The organism is Selenomonas ruminantium subsp. lactilytica TAM6421 (genome assembly GCF_000284095.1).
GTDB classification, from domain to species: Bacteria; Bacillota; Negativicutes; order Selenomonadales; family Selenomonadaceae; genus Selenomonas_A; species Selenomonas_A lactilytica.
Genome location: NC_017078.1, coordinates 218,170 through 241,683, shown reverse-complemented (window position 1 = coordinate 241,683; position 23,514 = coordinate 218,170). Strand labels below are relative to the sequence as shown.

Sequence of the window (23,514 nt, the reverse complement as noted above, 5' to 3'; positions counted from 1 at the left end):
ATTGCACCGCAGTCTCGGCGTGCTGGGCCTTGATGCTGCGGCGCAATACCATTCCCAGCTGGCAGAGATCGGCGGGGAGTATAAGTACGACCTTCATGCCAGCGACGGCAAGATCTGGCATATCAGCCCCTATGCAGGGCTGCAGCTTTCCTGCCTGCAACAGAATGGATATGCCGAAACCGGGGCCGATCCGGAGCTTTCCTTCCGTTACGAAGGCAACAATGGCAGAGCCACCAGGATAAGACCCATTTTATCTGCTCCCTGTCAGGGTAAACGGAATTTGCCAAAGGCTGGTTCCTGAACGGAGAAGCGCAGCTGCAGAAAGGCGCCCATGACCGGGACGTTTCAGCAGCCTTGCAGTTTAAACGGGTGTGGTGAAGACATGAATATGGAAAATAAAAGAATCCGAAGGCCTTTGAAAAGGAGCGTCAAAATAGGCTGCATCCTGTTTGTATTGGTATTGTGCTTATGTCTGGGGGTCAGCATATATTTCAGTTACAGGGAGTTCTTTTTCAAACAGAGTGAAGCCCATATAAGGAATATCATCACGTATGTGACCGGTCATATTGATAACGATGACTTGAAACATTGTGCGGATACGAAAACAGCAAGCAAGAAATATAAGGACCTGATGGCCTTCATGGATGATGTCAAGGAAGATTTCAACCCTCAGTATCTTTATATTATCAAGCCTTTGAAAGAAGATGGCGGCAATCATGTCATGTCGATTTTGACGGCGGAAAACAAATATGACCGCTACGAGAATACAGAAGGAAATCTGTATCTTGGCGATATCACAAAGGACGAATATACAAAAGAAGAAGTCGACAAATATCATAAAATCATGGGCACGAAAGACATCGTATTCATGGAAAGCAGCACCTATTGGGGGCATTCCTATTGTGGCATCTACGCGCTGCGTGATTCCATGGGCGCCCCCTATGCGGTTTTGGGGGTCGATATAGATCTGACGCAGATGTATCGTGATATCCTGTATAAAACCGTTAACGTTCTTTTGATCATCATTGTCATTGGCGCGATATTTATTGCGTTATTTCTTAGATGGACATCCAGGAATATAACCGATCCGATTGAATGGTTGGAGAAAAGTGCGATTCGCTATATTGAGCAGAGTAAGTATGTAAGATCTCCCGATCAACTTACATTTGAAAAACCCAGCCTGGATATCAAAAATGAAGTTGAGTCTTTAAGCAATACGATCGGCCAGATGACAGAAAATATTAAAGCCTACATGCTTCAGGTTATTTCTGCAGAAAAAGAGACAGCCCATATGAAACAACTGGCCAAAACGGATTCGCTTACGGGGGTAAAAAATAAATTTGCCTATGGCGAGAGCGTGGAAGATATCAATGAAGAGATAACAAAAGGCCGTATGGGAGATTTTGGCATTGTTATGCTGGACATTAATTTCTTAAAGAAGATCAATGACACCTATGGTCATGAGTATGGCGATATGCTTATAAAAAATGCCTGCCGTGTTGTATGCGAAGTGTTCGCCCATTCGCCTGTATACAGAATAGGCGGCGATGAATTTGTCGTGATTCTGCGGAATAAGGATTTGGAAAATGCGGATCATTTACTGGCAGAGTTTGAGCAAAATTTAAGCAGCCTTGCGGGCAAAGAAAACGTCAAGCCATGGGAAGCCCCTTCTGTTGCGGTGGGAACGGCTTATTTTGATAAGCATAAGGATTCCAGTGTAGAAGATATATTCCGCCGGGCAGATGATGCCATGTATAAAAAGAAAATAACCATGAAGGCTGAACGCAGGGATTAGCCTGCAATAGCAGTGAAAAGGCAGCGCCCCTTCTGCATCACGCAGAGGGGGCGCTGCCTTTATCCGTAAATGATAGATTCAGATATATCAGTTGCATTCATCCCAGACGGGTAATGGATCGCCAAAGGTTTCGGAATCGAATTTGCCTTCCTGGCATTCAAAATGCTCGAAGGCCTTCTGAACTTTGCCAAAGCCCAGGTAAAGCAGCGGCAGGTTGCAGCAGACCATCACGATGTTGGCAAAGTCGCTGAGATTCCAGAGGGCGCTGAGGTCGAAGCCGGCGATGTTCGTGATCATGCCGAAGGCCAGCACGGCCAGATTCACCAAGCGGACAGCCGCGATGAAGAGCTTATTGTTGGAAATCTGTCGGGCACAAATCTCGGAGAAGGACAGGAAGCCCAGCAGGCAGGTAAAGGCGAAGATGCCAAAGCAGATGCTGATGACCAGTGTGGCCAATCCATAGCCGGCATCGCTGCCCAGCATTTTGGCACAGGAAGCCAGGAATTTTTCCAGACGTCCCATTTCAAACCAGGCCGCGGAGCCATCCTTGAGCCAGGCCTGTCCCATGATGAGGACAAAGCCTGTCAGGGTGCAGATGACCATGGTGTCCAGAAATACGCCAATTGCCTGGATGATCCCCTGGTCGCAGGGGTGTTTGGCATGGGATACGGCGGCGGGCATGGAAAGGGTACCCTGTCCGGCCTCGTTGCTCATGAGGCCGCGCTTGATGCCTTGGGAAAGGGCTATGCCCAGGGCGCCGCCAAAGACCGGTTCCGGCCGGAAGGCCTCCGTTACCACCACATAGAAGAACCAGGGCAGCAGTTCAAGGTTCATGGCAATCATGATTAGGACGGCTGTTACATAAACCACGGCCATGATCGGCACCAGCACGTCGGTTATGCGGGTGATGCGCCGCAGGCCCCCGAAGATGGAAAAGGCGGTCAAGCCCATCAGCAGCAGGAAGAATCCCCAGACCAGAGAACTGTCTGCGGCAACCGTCGTCCCCGTCACATTCTGGGTGACGGACACCATGGCGGAGATGGTATTGAAACCCTGGGCCGGGATGCAGAGCAGGGCATAGATGATATAGAGCAGGCTCAAGACACCGCCGATTACAGCAGCTCCACCCAGAAGTTTCCTGCCATAACAGGGCAGGCCGCCAACGTATTCATCCCCCTGCTTGTCCTTATAAATCTGTGACAGTGTCGATTCGACAAAAGCCGTCGCCATGCCAAAGAATGCTGACACCCACATCCAGAACAGGGCACCGGGGCCGCCGGTGGAAACTGCGCCCGTCACCCCTAGGATATTTCCCGGCCCCACCCGCATAGCCGTGGAGAGCAGGAACGAAGCAAGGGGCGTGATGCCCTGTTTTTCCTTATGGCTGTTTATCAGGACATTCAGTCCATATTTGAAATACTTGATTTGGACAAAGCGCAGCTGGCAGGTGAAGTATATCCCCGTTCCCACCAGCAGGATGATCACCAGCGGCAGCTCGCCGATAATGGGGAGTCTCGCATACCACTCCACATTGGTGGGGAAGCCCCACACCCAGTCTGCCAGTTCTTGAAATACAGCACAGATGCTGCTTATCCATTCGTACATTACCAATCCCCTTCCTATGCTGTTCCATTCAGCACATACTCTGGAAAAAATCTGAAATTACTGTTACCATTTTAGCACAATCATGCTGATATGCAATGGCGGTAAACATAGGCATGGGCAGGGTGACAAAGAGGCATTCAAAAAAGATGGAGACCTGTGCTGCCGTGGCCATGCCCGGATTTTTCCAGGTCCTGCTCTTTCTATTTTCCGCATTGCGTCTGGTTTCTTCTTCAATCTAAGTTTAATCATACAAAGGGGCAAAAGCAAGAACGAAGTGTGACATTCTGGAACACAAAGTTAGTAAACAGGGGATGATTCGATAAATAAACAGGAAAAATGATGTCTTTTGGAGAAAAAATATGAGATCGGTAAAGGGAGGTGGCGTATGAAGAAATTATTGACGATTGAAGATTTTGTGATTGCCCTCGTCATGGCCCTCGGCTATGGATTCTGCTTTGAGATTCCGAAGCTTATGGGCTATGAGATGTGGCTGTGCGTCGCAATCTGTCTCTTCGGCGGCATGTTGCTGGAATCATTCATAAGGAAGATCGTTTTCAGCAAGATTGTACAGAAAAAGCCCCTATACAAGTTCCTGGTATTTGCCGCATTCATTCTCGCTTTTTTGGTCGCTCAGGAAATCGCTGTGGCCATGGGCATGGATGTGCTGGAATATGTGGAGGGACAGTATCTGTATGTCATCACGATTCCCCTGCTGGTCTTTGCCTTCAGCAGGATTCTTCGTTGGTATCGTATCCGCAGGATCCGCCAGCGATATGGTGACGGGAATCAAGGCTTCGTATTTGATGATCTGCTGGCGGAAAAAAGCTTTGTGGATGAACTGAATCAGCAGAATCAGCCCATTTATGGGGCCTATGATGACGATCTGGCCGTAAAGACGAAAACGGGCTGCTTTGTCGGTACGAAATGGAAGGACAGCCTGTATTTCTGCGGCATTCCTTATGCGAAGCCCCCGGTGGGCAAGCTGCGCTGGAAAGCCCCGGAGCCGCTGCCTGAATCTGCTGAGGTATTCGAGGCAAAATATTTAGGGGCATCGGCAATCCAGGTGGATTATGACGGTTCGCTGCTGAAACATCACCGGCAAAGCGAGGACTGCCTGACGCTGAATATCTGCATCCCTGCCAGCAAAAAGGCAACGGCGAAGAAGCCGGTCATCGTGATTTTCCATCACGGCGATTTTTCCTATGGCGGTTCCGCTGATCCCTTGCTGTATGGTGCGCATTTCAGCAAAATCTATCCGGACGCTGTGGGGGTCACCTTCAATTACCGGCTTGGCATCTTTGGCTTCATTGATTTTGCGGCGGTTCCCGGCGGGGAAGCCTATCCTGATGCGCTGAATCTCGGTCTTTTAGACCAGATCGCGGCGCTGCGCTGGATCAAGGAGAATATCGCCGCCTTCGGCGGGGATCCTGAGCGGATCACCGTTATGGGCTTTGAGTCAGGCACGCTGTCCATCGGCCTTCTGGCGGCCTGCGAGCAGGCCAGGGGGCTTTTTCAAAGGGCTTTCATCTTCCACGAGACACCTCTGGCAGCTTATGGCACCCCGGAGAAATCCAGAACCTTGGCCAAAAGACTGCTGCAGGAAACTGCGTCAGCGGCCATGGCAGATCTCCTACAGCTGAAGGCGGAACAGCTGAAAGCAGCCGCGCAAAAACTTGTTTTGGATATGTCGGCGCCAACCCGCGACGGGAAGCTGATTCCCGTGGATGTGTATGAGGCTTATCAAAAGGGCGTCTCCTCCGGCGTTGAATATATCATCGGCATCGCCAACGACGAAATGCAGATATATAAAGCCTTTGTGGGCGCGCAGAAATACGAGGGCTTTATCGAAGAAGAGCTGACCAATATCCTGGTTTATCTTGAGACGATTCACCCAGCCGGCGTGCAGGCGGTAAAGGACTATGTCGAAACGCAGACGGCGATGAGCTCTGCTCTGGACGCGAAGGCAAAGGTGGTGGAGCAATTCTACGCTTTGGGTACTTATCAATACGCACAGAAATTGGCCGGGAGCGGAAACAAAGTTCATCTGTTCTATTGGGACGTAAAACCACTGCTGGAGAATCTGGGTTCCGGCACGGTGGAGGTGGCAGCAACATTCCTGGGGAACAGCGAGGCGGTGCAGGTATACGGCAGCGTGCTGAACCAGGATATCGCCGAGACGCTGCAAACTCTGTTCCGGAAATTTCAGAATGGGGAGGAATTGCGGCTTTTCAACAACGAAATCAAAGGCATCGGTGCCATCGACTGGCAGGAATTCCCCCAGGCCCTCATCGTTTCCGAGAAAGAGTTCCGCTGCGGGACCATTGTGGATAGACTGACAGAGATCCCATGCCTGCTGGAGATTCTGGCCAAGTAACCATATAGCAGCATGATTTGGAGGGAAAAATGATGAAGAGAAGCAAAATGTCAACCTGTGTCCTTTCGGCCATGGTGGCCTTGTCTGTGGCAGCCGGCTCTGCTATCGGTCAGGCGGCCACCCGGGAGGAAGTTGCTGCTGTGCATGTGGCAGCAGCTGCTGATTTTCAGTATTGGAATGCGGATTCGCCTACATTGAAGAAGATCACGCAGTTTGTGAAAGATGCGGCTGACCCAACCAGCGCAAACTTTATCCCTGCTGCCAATCGTATCGCCGTCTTTGACATGGATGGCACCTTCTACTGCGAAACGGCGCCCCTTTATTTCCAGGAAACGATGTTCCTCTACCGTGCTTTGGAGGACAAGGATTATCAGCCAGACAAGAAAATGGCCGCATTTGCCGCAAAGGTACAGCCGAAGATCATGAACAAGACGGGGCTCACCCCGGCGGAAAACAAGCAGCTGGTTGCCTATCTGACCAAGGCATATCAGGGTATGACACCGGAGGAGTACCGTGCCTATGTGCGCAAATTCATGCAGACAAATGAGACCGGCCTCACGAATCTGAAACGCGGCGAGGCCTTCTATCTGCCGATGGTGGAGATCATCTCCTACCTTACCAACAACGGCTTTACCGTATATATCGATTCGGCTTGCGGAAGCGACACTACGCGAGAACTGGTGGAGGGGGTTATTCCCATTCCCCCTGACCGCATCATCGCTTCGGACTTTGTGTACACCACCACGAAGATGGGGAAAGATCAGCCTGACGGGCATTTCTACGACCGTCATCAGGAAAAGGTTGTGATTTCCGGCGCACGCCTGATTGAAAACGGGCAGTCGGCGAAGATATTCTCCATTCTGAAGCAGATTGGCAAGAAGCCGGTGCTGGCCTTCGGCAACAGCATGGGCGACAGCGGCATGTTCGAGTACGTCCTGCAGGACAATCGATACAACAGCGCTGCCTTCTGTGTTCTCTGCGATGATACGGAGCGCGAGCTGGGCAACACAGCCAAGGCCGACAAAATGAAAAAAACCGCCATGCAGCGCGGCTGGAATACGATTTCCATGCGGGATGAATTTAAGACTATTTATGGTGATAAGGTAAGACGTGAAATGTTGCATTGAAAGGAGGAACCTATGTGCTGTTTGGCTATCTGATATTGCAACGGTCTTGGGATATCTGGCGCAGAAATTTATGGTGAATGGCAAGTGAAAGTGTGACATTCTGGAACTTTTATTTAAGGAAACCGCTGAAAATGCGATAATATGATTAGGAGAGAGTCTGATAATACAAAATAGAGTTGCAATATACGAGGTAATATGATGAAAAGATCTGATTCTATTTGTTTGTTAGTTGCTTTGGGAATGCTGGCTGGCGGTCATACAACATGGGCCGCAGCCGGTGAGGGGGGCCTGGATGCCGGGGCCCAGATGGAACGGGACCGCAGGGACATGGAACGGGAACGTGTCATGGAACAGATTGCGGAGGACGAGGCCGCCAGGAAAAACAAGGTGGAAAAGGACGAGGCCGCTCCTACCGGGGACAGTGGAACGGAGCTTCGCTTTGAACTGAAGCAGGTGAATTGGAATCCTTCGGAAATATTGAAGCAGGAGGAAATCCAGGCCGTTGTGGATGATTATATCGGACGGCAGATCACCCTGAAGGATCTGCGGGAGATGGCAGAGCGCATCACAGGCCTCTACAAAGATAAGGGATTTATGACCTGCGGGGCGGTACTGCCACCCCAGCGCATCCATGAAGGGGTGGTGGAGATCCATCTCATTGAGGGAAAGACGGGGAACATCACCATCAAGGGAAATCGTTATACCAAGTCAAAATACATTACGGATCGGCTGGGTGTAAAGCCGGAAAAGATTGCCAATATCGACAAGCTGAATCGGGACCTGCGCTGGTTCCACGGCACCAATGATATGCAGCTGCGGGTGGTGATGAAGCCCGGCACAAAAGAGAATACCACCGACTATGAGATCCTCGCCCTTGAGCCCCAGAATCAGTCGGTGACACTATATGTGGATAACGATGGCTACAAAACCAGCGGACGCTGGCGGGAAGGGCTTTTTTACAATATGAGGAGCCTGTCCAAAAATCGTGATGCCCTGCGGAGCAGCTTCATCCGCAGTCAGGGCACCAAAGCCTGGGCCGTCGGTTACAGTGTTCCTGTTTCCAACCGGGGCATGCGGCTGGAGCTTAATTATGCGGGCAATAAGACGGAGGTAAAGAAAGGGGAGCTGAAGCCTTTGGGGGTTCAGGGCAAGTCCCAGTCCTTCTCCCTGACCTGGCGCGTCCCCTTCTATATGACAGAGCATTCCCGCCATGAGGCAGGCCTGCAATATATCCATCAGAAGGCGGAAACGGAACTGGGACAGGGAACCGGCCGGGTGGTTCCATGGGTGGATGATAAGATACAGAGGGTGGTGCCGTATGCGGCCTTCACCCATTATGGGAAATCCTCCGTACTTTACCACAAACATGCCTTGGTCCTGGCAAAGCGCGAGGATATTGACGGCGGCTCGGATACTGCCAAGCTTTACCGTCTCAGTACCTTCTGGCAGAAGCGTTACAAGAATGGTCAATTCTGGCAGGGGCGGCTGGACGGGCAGTTGGCCTCAGGTGACTATATGGCCGCCTCGGACCGTTTCTTTATCGGTGGTGTCAACAGTGTCCGGGGCTACGAGGAGGGCTTTATCGGCGGTGAACGGGGCCTGTCGGCAGGGATTGAGTATCACATCCCTTTGGACAAGGCAAAACATTTTTCCCTTTTCCCCTTCTTTGACTGGGGTACAGTTGCGGGGGATACAGCACCGGAGCATAATACTCTGATGAGTGCAGGCTGGGGGATTACGGCCAGGTATAAGCATCTGAATGCTTCCTTGACCATGGGATTCCCCTTGAAGAAAGACTTTTATGAAAATCATCTGAGCAGCACAAGGATTGACTTCAGCTTGTCGGCGACGTTCTAATGGAGCCTGGGCTGTCCGGATGATGCAAGGATGTAAAAAGATGGACAGCTGGAAAGTGGGGGCTTATGATGGCATACGGATATAAAATCAAAAAAGAGGATAAGGATTGGACGCTCACCTCAGAGCTTTACAGGGAATGGACACCAAGGGGAGGACGCAGGAAGTCTCAGGCCAAAGTCCGGCAAAAGGATCAGCAGCGCCTGCTTCTTTCCCTGACGCTGGCAGCGGGATTTTTCGCCTATCCCTATGGGATCAGTGAAGCTGCGATTGTCACCAAGGATGGCAATAGCGTGGCTGCTGAGGGAAATGTCTATAATATCACCCCCCAGGAGACGAATGGCAATTTTGCCTTCAATCGCTTTAAGGAATTTGGCCTGGATCAGGGCTATATTGCCAATCTCCTGTTTGGGGATGCCTCCACGCTGGCCAATCTGGTCAATAACAAGATAAATATCAACGGCATCGTCAATGCGGTGCGGAATAATCATATTGACGGTCACCTTATGTTCCTGAGCCCCAAGGGGATTGTGGTGGGGGCAGCAGGTGTCATCAATGCCGGGCAGTTTACGGGCATTGTACCGACGCAAACGGATTTTGACAAGTTATATAATGCCACGGATTCTGCCGTGATTACCCTGGATGCGGTGACAAAACTTCAGCAGGGATCCTATGCCCTGGGGGGCACCATCGATATCAGCGGGCAGATCAACACCCACAGCGGCGTCATGCTGGGGGCGGGCATCATCAATATCAAAGATGGGAGCAAGATTCAGAGCACAAAAAGTCTGAATTTTACCAACTTGGTGAATATCAAAGGCGGCACAAGTGCGGGTTTGAACAGCCTTACTGCTGTTGAAGGCACAGGCGGTGACATCATCCTGACGGCTAAGCAGGAGTCTGCGGTCAAGGATACAAAGCCTGTCCTGAAAGCCGATGGCACGCCGGAAAAAGATGAAAGCGGCAACGACAAGACTGAGGCCAACGCCATCCGCTGGCGGGACCGTTCTACGGATCTTTCCGCTGCGGTCAATGTTGGGAAGAATGTCAATATTGCCAGCAGCGACAGTTCCGTCAAGCTTACGGCAGAGAGTAGCAGCACTTACGAAGACAGCACCCCCATGACTTTGACGGATACCTTGAAGAATGTCATTTTGGGGAGCGAAGAAACCATTGTTGATGGACTCATTAACAAGCTGGCAGGCAAGGAAGCTGCAGCGAACAAGTATCTCTTTGCCAACTACTCCAATAAAAAGAACAAATCATCCATCAAAATCGGGGAAAACAGCATTATTTCGGGCAAGAATATCGACGTTGCCGCCACCTCTACGGTGGAGATCAAGCAGTCCCTTGCTGTGCCTGCAGGTGATGGCAAGAAGGATAGCAATGGTAATACCAAGACGAATAGTTCGGTGATGCCGGTAGCTGCTGTGACGATTTCCCGCATCAACAACAATGCGGATGTGGTGATCGATGGCAGCCTTACTGCCACGGGGGCAGATGAAAATGGCAGCGGTATCAGGATTGCTGCCAATGCAGATACGACAGCGGAGCTCTCAGCCACTGCCAGCGGCGGGGAGAACACCTCTGCCGCAGTGGGTGTGGCGGTTCTAAGCGGCGATACCAATGCGAAAGTGACGGTGAATGCTCCGGCAAGTGCAGCGGCTCTGACGGCAGCTCAGGGCAAAGTGTCCGTGGAGTCTGTCACCAACAGTGATATTGACGTTAGTGTGAACGCCGTGGGAACCAAGAGCTATGTGGTCTCCAATGTGGGCGTGGCCAACTATGACACAAGCGCCGACGTGGTTATGGAGCGCTCCATAACGGCGGGCGCTGTGGACATCAAAGCGGAGAACAATATCACCGGGCTGAGCATGACGGTGGACAACACCGTTCCGGAAAATACGGGCGGCAGCCAGGGCAAGGATACCTCGGAGTCAACTGACCAGCAGAAGACGCAGGACAACAATGATGCCGAGGGCGAGAAGAACAGCGAGAAAAAATCCCTCGATCCCACCAAGCTACTCAAGAATGTCACCTCTGAAAATGTCAACAATACGCAGGGCACGAAAAGCCAGGACTCCCAGACCGGTGTCCAGAAAGTCGTGGACCGGGTGGCAGGCACCAATGAGAGCGGCACCAATGGGGGCAGCAACAATGAACCGAAGACCTCGGCCTTTGGTCTTGGCGCCAGTGTAGGTGTCGTTGCCAACAAAAACGATGCCAATGTCACCATCGGAAAGAATGCGGTCATTAACGCTGCGAAGGTTGAGGATTCGGAGACACTGGACGGCTCTGTCAACATGGCGGCCAGTACCCTTATGACGGCTTCCAAAGAAGCGGAGGACAGCCTGCAATTTTCGGTGAATAATACCATGGCCAACGCAAAGGTGGAGATCGGTGCTGCTGTGTTGGTCAGCAATGTGAAGAACAACGCCAAAATTTTGTTGGATAACGAAGGGGAGAAGTCTGCCCAAATCAAGGGCGATGGCGAGACATCTTTGAATGCTGCGGCAGGTATGGGAACCTACAAGGTTGACCAAAAGAAAAAAGATGAAAACGGCAAAGAATTGAACGAAACAAAAGAAGTAGATAAAAGCAGCATCCTGACTTATGAGGTGAGCGCCGAAAACGCATCGGAGGAAGAAACTCCTTCGACCTTTGCCCTGGGTGGCTCGGTGGGCATCAATAACCTGAAGAACAATGCTATTGTCCTTTTGGGACAGAAGAGCAAGGTGGAGGGCGCTGCCCTCAAGCTGTCCTCCGATGTTACTACCAACGCAGAGGGCAAATATGGCGCTGAAGATGAGAACAATAAAGTGGGCATTGGCGCCACGGTAGGTCTCCAGAATATCAGCAATAACAGCTTGGTCATGGCAGGGAAAGGCGTCGAGCTCACGGGGACGGAGTCCGTGGAAGCCAAGGCCGGAAGCGCCATGGATCTCAAGAACAATGTCAAGAATGCCGGCAAGGGGGATTCCTTCGGCGTTTCCGGCATGGTGGCCCTGTCCTATGGCGACAGCAACAACATCGTCTCCCTGGATGATGAAACGGTCATCCAGACTCCCGAAGTTTCCCTCGAAGCCGGGAATTCCACCAATGTGGATAACTCTGCCCGCAGCGAGTCGGAAGGCAGTGAAAGCTCCAAGGCCTTCGGCATTGGCGTGGGAATCATCAACTATGACGTGAACAGCATCGCCATGGTGGGGGATAATGGCAGCGGAATTACTGCGCCCTTAGGGAATACTACGGATGTGGAAAAGGCTGCCCAAAAGATCTATCAGGACGGGGAGCTGGCCCGGAATATTGCCGGCAGCACCTTCGCCGGTAAACTGGGCGCTAAGACCAGTGGCAACGGCAAGGGCAGCATCACCACGGAGGATCTTTCTGTTTCGGCCTCGACCACGGGCATGATCAAGAACGATGCCAAGGCAAAGGCTGTTTCTTCTGCCCAAGAGGATGAACCGGAAGAGTCCAATGAAAGGACGGATTCGCAGAGATGGACCCAGTGGTCTAACCAGGGCGCGGAAGGAGCGGATGAGGCCAGGAATAACACAGAAAATCTGGAACAGGATAATGTGACGTCCCAGAATGAGAGCGCTGCGCCGAATGCATCCGGTGCAGGGCAGGAAGCAGGTTCTGCTGCCAATCCGGACGAAACTCCGGCGGCTCCCGCTGATAATGCCGCTCCTGCGGCCGGCTCGGGGGGAAGTGCAGGTGCCTCCATCGGCATCGAGGGCAGCGTAGCCCTGACTTTCCTGGGTGGCCGGACGGATGCCGTGCTGGACAATGTGACCGTAAAAAATGGGGAGGATGGGGTAAATTCTGTTTCCCTTTCTGCCACGGATCTGCTCGGTTCCATCACCTTGGGCGGTACCAACATCAAACATTCCCTGAAAGAGAGTGACTCTGCCACCAAGGTGGGCATTGGCGGCACCTTTGCCATGAACAGCAGCAGCCGGGATGTGGATTCCTTGGTGCGGAAATCTGATATCCAGAATGTGACCCACGTCGCCAACGAGGCTGCCAAGCTTGGCATCGAAGTGGCAGCAGGTATGGGCACCAGTGCCTCCACGGGCAGCGGCACAAATATCGCCGGCGCCGGTGTGGTTTATTACAATCGGGCGAAACAGGATATCCATGCCCTTTTGATTGACAACACGATGACCTCGAACAGCTTCTTTACCCTGCTTTCCAACGAAGCCAGCAGCACGGACTTCCAGATTGCTGGCGGCCTTGCCTACAACTCCGCCAGCGGAGACTCTAAAAATGTAGGGGTAGGCGGTGCCGTGGCCATCAGCCAGCTGGAGAACAATCTGGCCAGCGGCATCAGCGGCGGCAAGTACACGGACTTTACCACGGTGCGGGTGGAGGCGGAGAAGGGCACCACCCAGATCAACGGCGCTCTGGCAGCCACTAAAGCCGGGGGGAGCAATGGCTACGGCTTCGAGGGAGCCTTTGCCTATGGCAGCGTGAAGAACAATGTCCATGCTTATATTTCCGGCGCAGAGACACAGGACACCCTGGGGCTGGGCGAAGTGTGCGTCAAAGCAGGGGAAATCTCTGTGGTCAAGACGGACACGGAGCTTGCTGCCGAAAAACAGCAGATCGCCAATGTCAAAAACCTCACGGCGAAGAAAAAAGAGCAGCTGCAGAAGGCCAAGGAACTGGAGCAAAAGAAAGGTGCCGAGAACAAGAAAACCTTGGCAGACACAGGCATCGACCCCACGGGGAAAATCTATCTCGATACGAACTCGTCCCAATCCTCTTTGGACGATAACAGCAAGAATACCGATGAAGGCAAGATTGTCAATGAGGCCGCAGGCGACGAAGATAGCGCCAAGAGCCTCTTGGACGGAAACTATAGCCGCACCATCACTGCGGCCATGGCTGGTGGTTGGAGTGGCAAAGCCGGGGCCGGTGCGGGCATTGCCTATAATTATGTGAAGAACGATATTGCTGCAGACATCAAGGACTCCACTTTGGCGACCTATGCCGTGAAGGGGGAAGCGAACGGCGAATCCCTGATCTTCTCCCTGGGAGCTGGCGCTGCCATCGGCGGCAAAGCCTTCAACGGAGCAGGCTCCGGCAGTTGGAATGACCTCAAGAACGATGTCAAGGTTACCATTGCCGATAATATCATCAAGGGATCCACCCTCCTGAATGTTGCAGGCATCGATGCCATTGCCGGAGGGCAGATTAGCGCCAAGGCGGAAAACACCAGCTCCATCATCAATATTGCTGGTGAAGTGGCCGGCGGCAAGGGCATGGCGTTGGGGCTTTCCCTCGCCTATAACTCCCTGAACAATACCACCGGCAGCTATCTCACGGGCAATACCATCTCCATGCCGGACATCGTGGGGGCAGGGGATAGCTCTGTCAACGTGACCGCTGTCAACAAGAGCAAAGCACTGGCCGTGGCCGGCGGCGTAGATGTGAATGTTGACCAAAGTTTTGCAGGCGCTGTCGGAACCGTAGCCATCAATCGTGGTACAAATAATACCGAAAGCTTAATTGACGGCAAGACCACGGGCGAAAATACCCATCTTGATAATCTGAAAAACCTCGTCGTCGCAGCAGAGGAACTGACGAAAAAGACCACCGTGGCAGGAGGAATCTCCGTTGGCGGCAAGAAAGTGGGCATCGGCGGTGCCGTGGCCTATACGGCCATCGGTTCTTCCGGCTCTGATGACAAGAAGGAGAAACTGCGGGCTGAAATCAACCATGCCGACATTACCACCACCGAAACCGGCGTGATCTCCGTTGCTGCCAAGGACAGCAAGACGCAAGGGGCGGATACGGAAAAATCCCGTATCACCACCGTAGGCGCCGGCCTGGGCGTGGGATGGGGAAAAAATTACTTCAATTTCCAGGGCGCAGCGGCCGTATCGGATATCTACAAGGACAGCCGTGCCTCCCTGAACAATACGAATATCAACAAGGATAATGCAAATGCCCATCCGTCCATCAACGTTGCAGCGGATACTAAGAGCAAGATCAACACCGTGGGCGCTGTGGGCAATATCTCGATAACCGGCAAGGTCACGGGCACGGTGGGCCTGGCCATCAACCGCATGGATCAGGATACCAAGGCGGAAATGGCGACGGATGATGGGAAGACCACGAAGGTCAACGCCGGCCTCACCCAGGTGCGCGCCCTCGGCGATGGTGATATCCATTCCGTGGGGGTAGGGGGAACTGTGTCCGTAGGCGAGTACGTTACCGCCGCCGGCTCGGGAAGCTACAACTACATTGGCAACGATGTGGATGCCATCATCAAGAATCAGGAGCTCACTGCAAGCAGCAGCGTTGGCGTAGTGGCGCAAAGCGACGATCGCCTTTATAATTTCGCCGGCGGCTTTAACATCGGTGCCAACACCAGGGCAGCTCTGGGCACCTCCGTTTCCACCAACAGGATAACCGGCAATACCAACGCCTTGGTAAGCGGCGGTTCCCTTGCGGCTGCTGATACGGGTTCCATTGAAGTCACCCGGCCCCAGGATGCCAATCTCTTTAATACGGACAAGCTGGACCTCACCACGGATCGGCAGCGCCTCAGCGAAAATCGCAAAAAGGAAAGCAAGACCGGCATTGTGGTGGACAGTTCTGCCACCCATACCATTATTTCCCAGCAGGCTTCCGGCGGCGTGGCAGCGGCTGCCACTGTAGGCCTGAACCTGGCCGGTACGGTGAACATCAATACCATCGAGGGGAGAACTGCGGCCAAAATCCAGGATGCAGAGTTCAATTCTGCTGGCAAATATTCCAATGTAAATGTAAACGCCGTAGATTACACGAACTTCGGTTCCTTCACCGGCACCCCCACAGTGGGCGTCGGGGCAGCGCTGGGTGTCTCTTTGGGCGTGTCTGCCAACTGGGAGACCTATGACCGCACGACAGAGGCAGAGATATCGTCGACGGATGCTGACGACAAGAAGAACGTGTATGCCAAGAACCTGACCGTGGATGCCACGGCAAAGCATGGCTCCTCCGCCCTGTCCTTTGCGGCAGCTGCAGGCGGCGGCAAGGTGGGGATTGCCTCTGGCGACAGCATTATGCGCCATAAGAACACGAGCACAGTAAGCGCCAAACTGGATCAGGTGAATGCTGTCTTTGACGGCAAGGCAGAAATCAAGGCGGAACATCTCGGCAACAGCCATACGCAGAATATCGCTGCCAGTGTAGCTGCCGGCATGGCCGCCGTGACGGCAGGGGCAGGTGTGTCCGTTATCGACGATACATCCACTGTAAAGGCAGAGGTAAATAGCAGCGGGCTGAAAGCCAAGAACAACGGAGATGGCAAGGATATCGCTGTCCTGGCGAAGAACGAAAACAACTGGAAGAACACCCTGGTCACGGCCAGCTTAGCTGCTGGTATCGGTGCAGGACTGGCTGCCAATGTGGGCATCTACAATACCTCTGGCGAGACCGCAGCAGTGGTGAATAAGAGCGAGCTTGAAGCAGCGAATGTCAATGTGAACGCTGTGGATAAGCTGACGGCAACTGCCACAGGTGGCGTGGGTGCCGGCGGTGTCGGCGGCGCTGGGGTTGCCGTTGCGCTGAACAATATCAACAGCAGCGTCAGCGCCCATGTGGCAGGCGGCTCCATCGAGGCAGCGAAGGATATCGACATAAAAGCGGAAGAAGTGCGCTCTTTTGACAGCAGCGTGACGGGTGTCGCTGTCGGCGGCCTTGGCGTGGGTGTCAACGTGGCGGTCACTTCCATCAACAAGGGCATCACGGATGCCCAACTCAGCAATGCTGCTGATGAAAACGGCAGAACGGAAGTCAATGAGACCACCCAAAATGAGATCCGTAACCATCTAAGCAACGTGAACAATGCGAAAGGCGCCCTGGGCGACAGCGAAGCAAAGTTCTACGGCATGAACGCGAAGGACAAGCAAGTTCTCGACACGATCAGGAATGTGAACGTAGACCTTTCCACGCCCAAAACCGAAGTGCCGCAGGACGATGCTGTATATACCAAGCTGCAGGGCATCCATACGGAAGTCAGCAAAAATGCATCCCTGCTGGCGGGAAATGATGTCAATGTGACGGCCAAGGAGACCAGCGACATCTTCGCGAGAAATGTGGGCGTCACTGCGGCCGGTGCTGCATCCGTGAACGTCACGGATGCCATCATCCATACGAACTACGACACCGACGTGTCCATTTCCGGCGCCTCCATCGAAGGCAGGAATGTGGCGGTCAATGCCTTGCAGACTCAGGCGGGCAGCGGCTCAGAGGTCAAGGTGACGGCGGTTACCGTGGGCGCACTGGGCGGCGTGGGCGTTGGCTACGCGGGTATCGTCAACAAGGGCGCTGCGGATGTCAATATCACGGGCAGCACCATCAAAGCGGCGGAGAATGTCTCCGTCAAGGCGCTGGACGAAAGCAAGCATAAATCCCAGATCCTCAGCGTGGGCGTTGCTGCGTTGAATGTTACCACAACCTTTGCCAGTGTGGAGAATAAGAGCAATGTGGGCGTAACGCTGGACGGAACGAACAATATTTCCGCTGCTGGGAACATCGCCATTGATGCCAAGAAAGCCAATGCGCTGGAAGCCCATACCCAGGGTGTCGGCGTCGGCGGCGTCAATGTGGCGGTGAACCATGCCACCATTGAGGATGGGGAAAAGGACGAGAAGGGAAAGATAACCAAAGGGATTGCTGCGGCTAAAATCACGGGCACGAACGGCAGCTTCTCGGCAAAATCCTTCCATCTGGGCGCAGCCAATGACACGACGGGCAGACTCAGTGCGGGCAATACTGCGGTCTCAGTTCTCGGCGTAAGCCGGATGAGGGGCAAGGGCGTCATGAATATGGGCGCCGAGGTGGATGTAGCCGGCGGCACCTTCAATGCCGGGACGGTGGACTTTGCCTCCCAGCTGGGCAATGCCAATGGCCGCACTCTGGAAGGCAACGTCAAGGGCCATAATATCTCTGCCGCGGCGGTGGCCCCCGACGCAGTGATCCTGAATACCGATGTCACGTCCAAGGTCAATGTGCGAAACAGCACTTTTGCGGCGAACACCGACCTTATCCTGGACAATGAGTCCTATGTGGATCGCAAGGCCTATATCTATAGCGTCACGGCGGGTGCTGTGGCTGTGGGCAATACCAGTGCGGATATCAGCGGCAAGGAAACCTTGGAAAGCACCCTTACGGGGAAAGCTGGGCTCACCAAGCTGAACAATCTGCAGGTCTTCACCTATGGCGAAAATACGGGCAAGGCCTTTGCCGATGCAGGTGGCGGCGGTCTCGTGGGCTATGTGGGCGCCCATGTGGACAACAAATCCACCAACAAGGTCACCAGTACTCTGGGCGGTAAATGGGAGGCAGCGGGTGAAGTCTACCTTATTGCGGCGCAGGCTGACGAGACGCGCTTGACGGCTTCCGAAGGTCATGGCGGCGTAGCAGGCGTGGGCGGTACCAGCGTGGACAACACGATTGATACCACCACGAAGGCCAATGTGGAGAACAACACGGAAATCACCAGTGACCGTGTCCATATCGGCACGTCGAATGTCGTCAACACCGGGGCCTATGACGATACAGATGACAAGGGCAACAAGGATGTGCAGAGTTATACCCTGAAAGACCATTTCGGCGGTGTCATTTCCGGCAACCGTCTGCGCAGCCTGCTGGACATCACGGAAAATGGTACGGTCACCATTGGTGAAAATGCGAAGATCACCACCAACAAGCTGCAGGAATACATTGCGGCCTCCCAGAACGATCTGACGAACCATGTGCAGGCCAAGGGCGGCGGCGTCGTGGCAGTCACGGACGCAGTCAGCGAGATGGATCTGGATATCCATAATAAGGTCGATGTGAAGAAAGGTGCAGTTCTCAGTAATGAAAAGGCGGCCTCCACGGAGGATATCCTCCTGGCTGCCTATGACAACCAGACGATCAAATCCCAGGTGGATGGTACGGTCTATGCCGGCGTTATCAGTCCCATCGTGACCAAGAACAACATCGATATGAACCGCACCAGCGATGTGACGGTAGCAGGTAATATTGAGAGCGGCTCCAAGGTAGGGCTCTACGCCGGCGCCAAACAGGACGGCACCCTCTCCAACCTGAATGCGGATCTGAAATCCGGCGCTTACAATTACTCGGTGATTTCCATCACCACCCCCAGGGTGAACTATGACATCACCGCTGACAAGGGAACAGTGGATGTGAGCGGCATCGTGCGCGCCAACGGAGATATCAATGTCATCGCCAGCGGCGGCAAGGAAGAGGTCATCAAGGACCAGAGCCTCTGGAACTGGGCTTTGGGCGGTTCCAGCACCGATAAGAAGTTCCTGACCTCCGATGCAGTTGTGGCGGATGAAGCCCTGCCGAAATACAGCTATGTCAATGTGTCCGGCTCCCTTATCGCAGGCACTGCCGATCCCATCAATCTGACCATCAAAGGCAGCGTAGCCAACGGATTAACCCTTGTGGCGCCTGACAACAAGGCCAATAACCGGGTAAAGAACGGCGTCAAGGAGGGAACCTTTGATTATGCCAATACTATGGCTTTGCGTTGGGCAGAACTGGACAAGATGATCAAGTCCTACAATGGGGCAGATGCGGATTTGTTGGCGGCCTATATTGCTGAGCGCAGCAGGATTCAGGACGACATGATCCGTCTGGGACTGGCGGAGAAGGATGCGCAAGGGAAGTACGTCTATACCAGCACCGGCCGTCCCGTATATTTTGTGGAGATCCCGGACATCGCTACCGGCGGCGGCAATATCAATGTAACGGCCAATGACTTTACCGGCACGGGGAACCTGCGCGCCAACGCAGCCCCCGGCGTTACCATCACCAACGAATCTGATGCCTATCTGAAGCTGAACAATATCCTTATGGGCGAGCAGGGCGGCAAGATTGTTTATAATGCTAACATCATTCCGCCGAACACAGCCAGCGGCAACGCAAAAATCAACAATATCAATGTCAAAACAAACGGAGCGAAGTTCCGCGAGATTTACGGCGTAACGAATGGCGAAGCGGCAGGTCTTTTGGTGGAGAACAAAGCTTCCGGTCCCCAGACCACCACCATTCCTTTGACCGCTGCCAAAAAGCAGCAGATGCGGGCAGAGGTGAATGCGGACACGACGCTTTCGGCCGAGGAAAAGAGCCAGTGGCTGAGAGCAATTGATGAGCAGTCGAGTGTCACCTATACCTCCCTTCCCGATGTGGAGATCAACGGCAAACTCAGCAATTTCTACGGCAACGTGACCATCAGCAATAACGGCGGGGATATCCGGATCAGTGGCGGTACCACGGATCATCCCACCGGCGTGAAAGGGAACACGGTCAAACTCATCGCCCCCAAAGGCAGCATTGCCCAGAGTTACAAAGAGGGCATTGTCAATATCAACGGCGATCCGGAGAAGTATTTGGCAGATAATGCTAATACCTTGAAAAATTCCGTACCGATGAGTAATAAGGTGGTTATTGAAAATATTCCGGGAGGGATATTGAAACATACCTATCATAATGAATGGACTGGCACCAAAACCAATTCTTATACGCGATCCGATTCCTCCCAATCGGCCACGGGTTATATCGCCGGGCGGGATGTCTATGTATCCGCATCCAATATCAACGTCAACGGCCTGATCCAGAGCGGCTACAAGAACTATACCGCCACGGTGACACAGGCGCAATTGGATTATGCGATGAGCAGACCTGCCGGAAAAGCAGCTGTTGTCCAGAACCGCACCATGTATAAGGTTAACGACGGTGGTGCCAAGTGGAACAGCACGGACAAGGTCTTTGACTATGTGCCGCAGGTCTATTGGGATCCATCCACGAAAAAGCTGGTGGTGGAGGATATCGATACGGCAGGTGGCAAGATCTATCTGACGGGCAAGATTGCCAGCACCGGTGACGGCAGGATTGTGGCGGCGGACGGCGCGGCAAATATCAGCGTGACGAACGAGACCGCTCTTGATATGAACGTGGGCAAAGTCCTCAACAATCAGCGGGAGGGCGTCATTACCATCGTAGACATGTCAGCTGACTCCTGGCTCGAGTTCAAGAAAGGGCAGACCCGCGAGATCAAGGGTTATACCGAATATATGAGAAAACATGGGGCAGAAGACGATCCCTATCAGCATGCCACCGTGCGCTCCAATGCTCTTTCAGTCAATCAATCGATTACCTTCAGCCCCGCAGCAAATCAGACCTATACCTGGACGAAGGGCGAGGTAGAAGGCCGGTCGGTAACCAAGCAGCACCATGTGCGCTATGGCATGTGGGGCCTGGTCAAGACCAAGGATATGAGCGAGATCAGGGGCGATACCAGGAACATAACCCAAATCAGCAGCCAGGACGGCGGTAAGTACGGGTTGCCCGACGGGGCTACCATTCAGCAGAACAGTGCCAACGTTCCGCTGGCCAATGAAATCCGCCTTGACGCCCATTGGAAACTTCTCTCCAACGAAAGCTCCGAGCCGATCCGGTGGCTGGAGAAGACGGGCTTCCTGGGCTGGTTCAAGAACTACTATACCCGCTGGACGGAAACAAGCTCTACGCTCAGGACTTACAACTACTCCATCAACGCCTCCCAGCCCATCACCATCGGCCTGATCGGTGCGGAAAAAGGCAGCATCAACCTTTCCAGCACCAATGCCGCAGGCGGCAGCATCAACCTGACGGGCAATATGGCCAACTCCCATAACGAGGCTGTGCTGACGGTGAACGCCGAGGCAGGCGGCATCTTCCAGAATGACGGCACCACCCTGAAGAGTGAGATCGTGAACCTGCAGGCAAAAGACGATATCAAGAATATCCATATTGCTTCCATTGGCTCCAAGGATGGAAACAATGTGACGGATAATATCAAGCTCAGTGCTGTCTCCAACGGCAAAGGGGATATCGACATCACCGCTATGGGCGGCCTATTGAACAACCAGTCTCTGCCTGGTAATGTGCAGATCCAAAACCTCAAGAGCAAGGACGGCAGCAATGCATTCAAGAGTGATGCGGCCTTAGGTGACGTGTCCCTGAACGCTGCTGGCAATATAACCCAGGTGAGTAATGGTACAACTGTTGAAGGCCGGGGCATTAATCTGACCAGCCAGAACGGAGCCATCGGCAAATTCGGGAAGCCCATTATCATAGCCGCATCGGATCTGGTCTATGCAACGGATACTGGCGGTGCCCAGGTCAACGCTGCGGCCAAGGGCAGCATTTACCTGACGGAAGCTGCGGCCGGCGGAGATATGCGCGTAGGCAAGATCGAATCCAGGGAAGGGGATGTACGGCTGACGGTTCGGAACGGCGGCTTTATCGATGCCCTGTCAGGGTACGCTGCCACCAACTCATTGGCTAGTGTGGACGAAATGGTGCATCGCTGGATTGACGCTGGCCTGATCGACGGCGAAAAGGATGCCCAGGGGAACTATACCTACAAGGGGGCGTATATTGAGGGGCTGGAGAAGAACCGCGACGACTACAAGGCGAACGTGGAGTCTGCTTATACCAGCAAGACCCAGGCAGAATGGCAGAGGGAATACGCCGACCAGCAGACGGTGGTAAAGGACATCTATGATTCTGCCGAATACAATACCTATCTCAGCAATAAGGCGAAGTACGACAAGCTGACTCAGAATCAGCGCAGGGAACTGGCAGACAATCAGGACAGCGATTTTCTGGCCTATGCAGAGAGTGCAGAGAAGTATGCACCGTACAGCCGCTATGCAACGGCGGACTCCTATCTGCAGAACAGTGCCACTTATAAGTATTCCCAGTACGCCAATGCCAATGATTATCTGGCGGCAGATGCCACTTATAAAGATCTGGTGGCTAAGGCAGCAAATCCCACCTTTGAATGGACGAAAGACATGATGCTCTATGCCGTCAGCGATAAGCTGGTGAATCCCAATAGCGGCGGCAGCGCCCAGACCGATAAAGCCGCCAATGTCCTGGGCAAGAATATCATCCTGACGGCAACGAAGGGCGCAGTGGGTACTTTTGCCAACCAGTCCAAGACGATTACCGTGGAGGAACTGACGGGCAGCGAGAGTATTGCCAAGATGAAGGAGCTCATGAATGTAGATGCTTCTGACGTCACTGCCCATCGGGATGCAAATGGCAGCCTGCTGTCCTTTGAGATCAAGGGCAATATGCCTTTGGGCGTCAAGGCCAGCGGTACGCTGAATGTGCAGGCGGGTGGCAATGTTTCCGTAGCGGGCCGGAAAGATGCGTCAGGGGAGCATTCTGCCCTTAATTTGGGCAGCATCGATGCCACCCAGAATGGCGCAAGGGGCGATGTGCGCCTGCATTCAGATCAAGGTATTTACAATGCATTGGATAATTTCAACCAGGCAAATATCACGGGCCAGAACCTGATTCTCACCGGCGGCCAGGAGAGCATTGGCACCGAGGGCAAGCCTTTGACCGTTTCCCTTTCCGGAGATATGACAGAAGCCCGAGCAGACAAGAATGTGTTCATCAAGAATGTGAACTTGGACGACTATCTCCGTTTGGGAGCCATGTACGCAGGGGATACGATTTCCCTGAACAGCGACAAGGGCTTCCTGATGAGCAATGCCAATGCGGATATTGCTGCTTCTTATATCAATGCCGGTAAGAATCTGACGTTCAACACCAATAACGGTATTGTGGGGGATGCTGCGCATGCAATCCGTATCCTAAATGACCGTGCCGCCGTGAACCTCGGGGCGGAGTCCGCCTATATAAGGGGCATGGGCAGTCTGGCCATGGGGATACAGAACGGCACTTTGGTTCTG

The 23,514-nt window shown here is 53.4% G+C and carries 7 protein-coding genes (1 of these 7 only partly in view); 6 read left to right on the top strand and 1 reads right to left on the bottom strand.

Going from position 1 to position 23,514, the window contains the following annotated elements; genetic code table 11:
• Position 1: 1 nt before the first annotated feature.
• Positions 2-301, top strand: coding sequence for an autotransporter domain-containing protein (locus tag SELR_RS16705; protein WP_014431240.1), 300 nt, complete (start codon positions 2-4; stop codon positions 299-301).
• A gap of 30 nt (positions 302-331) precedes the next feature.
• Entirely contained in the window at positions 332-1,795 is a 1,464-nt protein-coding gene (locus SELR_RS18060) for a GGDEF domain-containing protein (protein WP_014431239.1), read from the top strand.
• Positions 1,796-1,882: 87 nt separating this feature from the next.
• On the opposite strand, the gene SELR_RS16695 is transcribed toward SELR_RS18060, so the two are convergent.
• Complete coding sequence (locus SELR_RS16695) at positions 1,883-3,400, bottom strand: alanine/glycine:cation symporter family protein (protein ID WP_014431238.1); 1,518 nt, start codon at positions 3,398-3,400, stop codon at positions 1,883-1,885.
• Between the two features lie 385 nt (positions 3,401-3,785).
• Here SELR_RS16695 and SELR_RS18055 point away from each other — a divergent pair, with 385 nt between their 5' ends.
• From SELR_RS18055 to SELR_RS16675, 4 genes are all read left to right on the top strand, one after another.
• The gene (locus tag SELR_RS18055; protein ID WP_014431236.1) at positions 3,786-5,774 is read left to right on the top strand and encodes a carboxylesterase family protein; all 1,989 of its coding nucleotides are present in this window, start codon (positions 3,786-3,788) and stop codon (positions 5,772-5,774) included.
• 32 nt (positions 5,775-5,806) lie between these two features.
• Positions 5,807-6,901 carry an HAD family hydrolase gene (locus SELR_RS16685; protein ID WP_014431235.1) on the top strand — a complete coding sequence of 365 codons (1,095 nt, stop codon included), beginning with the start codon at positions 5,807-5,809 and terminating at the stop codon, positions 6,899-6,901.
• 198 nt (positions 6,902-7,099) lie between these two features.
• Complete coding sequence (locus SELR_RS16680) at positions 7,100-8,758, top strand: ShlB/FhaC/HecB family hemolysin secretion/activation protein (protein ID WP_041914942.1); 1,659 nt, start codon at positions 7,100-7,102, stop codon at positions 8,756-8,758.
• A gap of 68 nt (positions 8,759-8,826) precedes the next feature.
• Positions 8,827-23,514 carry the beginning of a leukotoxin LktA like protein gene (locus tag SELR_RS16675; protein ID WP_014431233.1) on the top strand. The gene runs 14,883 nt beyond the window's last position, so the window shows 14,688 of its 29,571 coding nt (coding positions 1-14,688); the start codon lies at positions 8,827-8,829; its stop codon lies beyond the right edge, outside the window.